This is a genomic window from Mycobacterium sp. ABE4_509, from assembly GCF_056160785.1.
Map to the genome: position 1 here is coordinate 1 of NZ_JBSWXU010000218.1, position 6,044 is coordinate 6,044.

Here is a 6,044-nt window from a genome sequence, read left to right on the forward strand (position 1 = left end):
GTGCTGCTCGGCGCGGCCGCCGGCATCTGCCGGGACATCGCCGATCCGTCCGCGCTGATCCGGGCCGAGCGTGCGCTGACCCTGCTCGAGGACGCCGACGCATTGCGGGTGGCGCGCGCCGAACTGCACCTCACCGCCGCGGGTCTGATCCACGAGCAGGCGGCGCAGCAGCCCGAACTGATGCCCGGCGCGGTACCGCACTACCACTCGGCGCTGCAGCTGATCCGGCGTGCGGACGCCCCGCAGCTGTGGGCCTCGGCGCACGCCGACCTGGCCACCGCCTACCTGACGATGCCGATGGTGGAGGCCTCCAGCCAGCTTCGGCTCGGTATCGCCGCACAGTCGCTGCGGCAGGCGTTGACGGTATTCACCCGCGACGAGCACCCGCGGCGCTGGGCCAGCGTGCAGCTCAACCTGGCGAACTCGCTGGTGTACAGCCCGTCCAAGCATCGTCACGACAACCTCGTCGAGGCCGTCGAGATCTACGAGGCCGTGCTGGAGACCCGCGACCGTGCCGAGGATCCGCTGGGCCGGGCACGGGTGCTGGCCAACCAGGGCAATGTGCTCGCCCACCTGGGCATGTTCGACCGGGCCAAGGCCAAGCTCTACGAGGCGCGGTTCCTGTTCGAGGAACACCGCGACACCGACTCGGTGCGCACCGTGCGCGGCATACTCGATGAGGTGGCGCGCGAAACCGCGCTGAGCCAGGGCGACGAGGCCTAGGGAGAGACCGTGACCGACCTGCGTGACGACACCGACCTCGAGACACTGGCCCGTCGGGTGGACGACGCGGTCGCCGCGCTGGCCGGCCTGGACCCCGAAGCGCGGGCGGCCGCCGAGGAACTCAAGGCCGCTCTCGAGGAGATCCACCGGTCCGGGCTGGTCACCATCGTCACCCGGATGCGGGCCGACGATGCGGCGCGGCCGCTGCTGTTCGATCTGGTCGACGATCCGGTGGTGCGGATGCTGCTGACACTGCACGGCATCATCCGGCCCGATCCGACGACACTGGCCGAGCGGGCCCTGGCCGGCGTACGGCCGCAGCTGCACAGCCACGGTGGTGACGTGACATTGGTGCGCATCGCGGACGGGACCGCGTTCATCCGCCTCGAAGGAGCGTGCAACGGCTGCTCGATGTCGTCGGTGACATTGCGCGAGTTGGTCGAAACAGCTCTGCTGCAGGAGGTTCCGGCGATCACATCGGTCGAGGTGCTGGCCGACGAACCCACCCCGACGATCATCCCGCTCGAATCGGTGTCCTTCCCGGGCGCCGGGTCCGGCCCGGCGGCCGACGGATGGGTCCGGGTCGCGAGCGTCGACGCGGTACCCGTCGGTGAGGTCAGCGTGCACGGCAACGACGTCATCGTGGTCAACGTCGAGCAGCGGATGTCGGCCTACCGCAACGAGTGCGCCCACGAGGCACTGCCGCTGGACAACGCCGTACTCGACACCGCGGCCGGCACACTGACCTGCCCGTGGCACGGATTCTGCTATGACGCGTCGTCGGGGGAGTGCCTGTCGGCGCCCGGGGTTCAGCTCGAGCAGCTGCCGTTGCGTATCGACGACGGGGATGTCTGGGTCCGGGTCGGCTGATGAGCCGGTATACCGTGCGGCACACCGTCGGTGGCCGCCCCGCGGGTAGCGCTCCTGTCGCGGTGCTGGCCGGCGAGCACAACGGCGGCTGGCAACCGCGCACCTGGCTCGGTGCGCCCGCCCCCGGTGGGCTGGCACTGCCGCCGGCGACCCCGAGCATGGCGTGGATATATTCGCCGCGTGGCGTTTTCGTCGACGACGACCATCTGGTGGTCGCGGACTCGGGGAACCACCGGGTGCTGATCTGGCACGGCATCCCCGCTGCTGACGAACAACCCGCCGACGTTGTGCTCGGCCAGCCCGACGGGTGCTCGGAGGGTCGGGCCGCCGGGGGCCGCGGCCCCGAACGTGGGATGAACCTGCCCACCGGCGTCGCCGTCATCGACGGTCGGCTGATCGTGGCCGATGCATGGCACCACCGAATCCTGGTGTGGGACGAGGTGCCGCGCCACAGCGACGTCGCACCGGACATCGTGCTCGGGCAACCCGACCGCACCGCCGTCGAGCCCAACGCGGGTCGGGAGTGTTCGGCGGCAACGCTGTACTGGCCGTTCGGGTTCGCGCTGCTGGGCGGGCGGTTCTGGGTGGCCGACACCGGCAACCGCCGGGTGCTGGGCTGGGCCGGCGGGATACCCGAGCCGGGGCGCCCGGCCGACGTCGTGCTGGGCCAGCCGACCGTGAACGCCCGCGAGGAGAATCGCGGCGCAGCGGCCGGACCGGCGAGTTTCCGCTGGCCGCACGCGATCACCGGGACCGATGATCTGCTGATGGTCGCGGACGCGGGGGATCACCGGGTGCTTGGCTGGTCGCCTCCACCCGAAACAGACGGACCGGCGGATTCGGTTCTGGGCCAACACGACTTCTCGTCGGCCGAGGAGCGGCCCTACGGGCCGCACACCGGTGACCGGTTCCGGTTCCCCTACGCGGTCGGGCTCGACGGGGGGCGCCTCGCGGTCGCCGACACCGCGAACAACCGGGTACTGCTGTGGGACGACCTGCCCCGTGAGCCGTTGGGTGGACGCCCGGCCGACCACGTGCTGGCCCAGCCCGACTTCGGCTCGAACGGGGAGAACCGCTGGGCGCTGGTCGGGCGGGACACCCTGTGCTGGCCCTACGGGTTGCACCTGCACGGGAACCTGCTGGCCATCGCCGATTCGGGCAACAACCGGGTGATGCTGTGGGAGCGACCGCGATGAGGTCGCGGTGAGGCCGCGCATCGTGCAGGGCGACGACCAGATCGGCTTCTACTGGGCGACTCCGCAGGGCCGGCCGACGTCGCTGCGAGCCCTGGTCGCCGATGACGACGAGCCTGATCGGCTCGTGGCCACCCACCTGTCCGCGCTCGACGATGCGCTGATCGAGGCGGCCGGTCGCTTCGGCGTCCTGCTCGGCGGTAGCCGGCGCCCGTCACCGCAGGATCGCGACCACCTGGCGGAGTTGTATCGCAGCCTCGACCGGCTCTGCCTGGACTACGCACAGGCTGCCGAGCAGCTCGGATCGGTGCCCGACGTCAGGGCCGCCCAGATCCTCGGAACGGCGGCGTTGATGTCGATACTGGCGCGGCAGCCGCTGGAGTTGCTCGGGCCGGCGCCGCTGGACGGTGAACTCGACGAGCCGACGCTGGGCGTGGTGGGCGGCTTCGGCGACATGGTGCAGGTCGATCCCGCTCGCCCGTGGAAGGGCGGGCGGTGGGTGGTGCGTACCGAGACGGGAGGCCGGTTGCCGCTCACCCTGTCGATGCTGTTGTTCGACAGTTCGGGAGTGAACAAGGACGCGGCGCGCAATGAGCACCGCGACGCGCTGCAGCAGGTGGTCGCCGCGGCCGGGGACCGCGACGCCGACGCCTATGACGTCGCCTGTGCGCTGGACTGGCTGCTCTACGACTGGCTGATGGCGCATCGCGACGGTGCGGACAGCGCCGAGATCGTGATACCCAAGGGCCGCGACGACGACGCCGCGGTCGTGGTGGCGGCCGTCGGTGCGTCAGTCGCGGCGCGGGCGATTTTCGACCCCGCGCTGAGTTCGCCGGGGTAACCCGATTCACCAAGACATCGCCGGTGTGGTGGCATAGCTGCCATGAGTGCGACGCCGCTGGCGATATGGCCGTTGACCGGACTGGCAGTGGTGACTCCGCGGGTGACGTTGCGCTACATCACCGACGATCTGGGTTTCGATCTGGCGCAGCTGGCGGCGCAGGGGATCCACGATCCGTCGACCATGCCGTTCGCGACGCCCTGGACCGATGCCGCCAGCCCGGAGCTGGAGCGCAACACGATGCGGTTCTACTGGCGATGCCGCGCCGAGACCTGCATTACGCACTGGGACCTGCAATTGGCCGTGCTGGTCGATGGTGCCCCGGTCGGCATGTGTTCGATCGCCGCGGATGCGTTCCCGACCGACCGCAGCGTCGAGACGGGATCCTGGATCGGCCGGCGCCACCAGGGGAAGGGCTTCGGTGGGGAGGCGCGGCAGGCGGCCCTGCACCTGATCTTCGCGGGTCTCGACGCCGATCGGGCCACCACCGGGGCGTGGCAGGACAATGCGGCGTCGCTCGCGGTGACCCGGTCACTGCCTTACGTCCAGACGGGTACGTCGGTCCAGCCCCGCCGCGGACATCCGGACACGATGCTGAACTTCGCGATGAGCCGGGCGGATTGGGAGGGTGTCCGCCGGTCGGACATCACCCTCGTCGGCGTCGAACCCGTGCGCGATCAACTGGCGACGGTGCGCGGCGGTATCAGGGGGTCGCGGTCAGCGTGACGTTGTGCAGGGCGACTGCCACGTCGGAGGGCAGGATCTCGACGAAGGTCGGGGCCTCGCGCTCGGCAGCCCCGGTGGCGATGATGTTGGCGGGAGACGTTCCCGTGCAGGGGAAATCGCTGCAGCGCAGCCAGAACCCGGGCGGGCTCTGATAGGGCTGCATGCTCGGCGACTGGTCGACCCGGTAGCGCCCAGGCGGAATGTAGGCGGTGGCCCAGCCGTCCCGCGGCTGTGTCGTCACACCGAAGACGCCGTTGCTGCCGTACACCGGTGCCGCGGCGGCGGGTGCCGCGGCCGACAGCGCCGCCAGCACTCCGGCGGCCAGTAGCGCGCCTCCGTGTAGTGCGGCGCGCGAGCCGCCACCCGGTGCGCTCGGTGTCGTCGCCGGTCGGTCGCTGCTGTGCATGTCTTCGAGGCTAACCCGGCTACGGGGCGTCGTCGGGGTCTTCGTCTGCTTCGTCGGGTAGTAGGTAGTTCTGGGGGTGGTGGTAGTTGTTGACGCGGGCCTGGCCTGTGTCGAGGGTGGGTGGGGGTAGCCATTCGGTGCGGCCGTCGGGGCGTTTGCGGGTGGTCCAGCCGCCGGTGGTGGCGGCGCGGTTGTCGGGTCCGCAGGCCAGGGTGAGTTCGTCGATGTTGGTGTGTCCGCCGTGGTGCCAGTCGGTGACGGCGTGGTGGGCCTGGGTCCAGTAGCCGGGGGTGGTGCAGCCGGGTCGGGTGCAGCCTTGGTCGCGGGCGATGAGCATGAGTCGTTGGGCGGGGCTGGCCAGGCGTTGGGCGCGTGCGAGGTAGAGGGCTTGGTTGGTGTGTTTGTCGAACACGGCCAGGTAGGGGTATCCGCCGATGGCCATGCGGATGACCTCGCGCATGGGCAGCAGGGTGCCGCCGGCGGTGAGGGCGTGTCCGGTGGGGCGCCGGCGGCTGGTCTGGCTTGGTTGTTCGGCGCCGCAGTGTTCGGTGTCGCAGTGTTCGGTGTCGCAGCCTGCGGCGGCGGTGCGGGCGGCGTGTTCGAGGTCTTGGAGGGTTGTGGTGACGATGACGGTGACCGGTAGCCCGTTGTGGGTGCCGAGGGTGCCCGAGGACAGGGTGTCGCGGCACAGGGCCAGGAAGGCGTCGTGGTCGCGCTGGGCGGGGCTGCGCTCGTCCTTACCGATGGGTGCGCTCGTGTCGGCCCGTGCGCCGGGCATCGTGTTTGGCGCGCCGGTATCGGCGCCGGGTTCGTCGGTGCCGGACCCGGCTGCGTCGCTTTGCCGGTCGGGACGCCCGGTGCCGGGGGCGGCGAGTTTGGCTGAGGCGGCTTCCCAGTAGGCCCGCGCGGCCGGGGTGAGGTATCCGGTCAACTTGCTCATGCCGTCGGGTTGTTGGCGGCCCAGGCGTAGGCCGCGTTTGCGGTTCTGTTCTTTCTCGTCGGGTACCGCGCCGTCTGGGTCGATGGTGATCAACAATCTTTCCGCGGCGGCGCGCAGCTGGTCGGGGTCCAGTTCCGTGGCCGCGCGGGCTAGTTGGGTTTCGGCGGCGGCGCGGGTGCCGACATCGACCCAGTGCGGCAGCGCGGTGAAGAACTCGCTGATGACGGCGATATGGCCGGCTCCGATGTGTCCGCGGGCTTGGGCGGCCGCGACGTGTTCCCAGTGCGGGGGCAGCGAGGCCCCGGACAGGGCTCGGCGCTCGCCGAGCATCGCGGCGTCGCGGAC

General features: G+C 70.8%; 6 protein-coding genes and 1 pseudogene. 5 read left to right on the forward strand and 2 right to left on the reverse strand.

Annotated features, from left to right (window positions below):
- From ACXAID_RS26620 to ACXAID_RS26640, 5 genes and pseudogenes are all read left to right on the forward strand, one after another.
- Positions 1-723, forward strand: a pseudogene (locus ACXAID_RS26620) (hypothetical protein); the annotation flags it as partial.
- A 9-nt stretch (positions 724-732) separates the two neighbouring features.
- Positions 733-1,593: a NifU family protein gene (locus ACXAID_RS26625; RefSeq protein WP_475025181.1), complete on the forward strand. Its 861-nt coding sequence runs from the start codon at positions 733-735 to the stop codon at positions 1,591-1,593.
- Positions 1,593-2,789, forward strand: coding sequence for an NHL repeat-containing protein (locus tag ACXAID_RS26630; protein ID WP_475025182.1), 1,197 nt, complete (start codon positions 1,593-1,595; stop codon positions 2,787-2,789). The genes ACXAID_RS26625 and ACXAID_RS26630 overlap by 1 nt, the downstream gene beginning before the upstream one ends.
- Before the next feature lie 7 nt (positions 2,790-2,796).
- Positions 2,797-3,627, forward strand: a complete 831-nt coding sequence (locus tag ACXAID_RS26635) for a hypothetical protein (protein WP_475025183.1) — start codon at positions 2,797-2,799, stop codon at positions 3,625-3,627.
- 42 nt (positions 3,628-3,669) lie between these two features.
- A complete protein-coding gene (locus tag ACXAID_RS26640) occupies positions 3,670-4,353 on the forward strand; it encodes a GNAT family N-acetyltransferase (RefSeq protein WP_475025184.1) in 684 nt (227 codons plus the stop codon).
- Here ACXAID_RS26640 and ACXAID_RS26645 read toward each other — a convergent pair.
- Both ACXAID_RS26645 and ACXAID_RS26650 read right to left on the reverse strand, forming a co-directional pair.
- Positions 4,331-4,678: a hypothetical protein gene (locus tag ACXAID_RS26645; protein WP_475025186.1), complete on the reverse strand. Its 348-nt coding sequence runs from the start codon at positions 4,676-4,678 to the stop codon at positions 4,331-4,333. The two genes, ACXAID_RS26640 and ACXAID_RS26645, sit on opposite strands and share 23 nt — an antisense overlap.
- A 100-nt stretch (positions 4,679-4,778) precedes the next feature.
- On the reverse strand, positions 4,779-6,044 hold a 1,266-nt coding region (locus ACXAID_RS26650), incomplete at its 5' end, for an HNH endonuclease signature motif containing protein (RefSeq protein WP_475025185.1).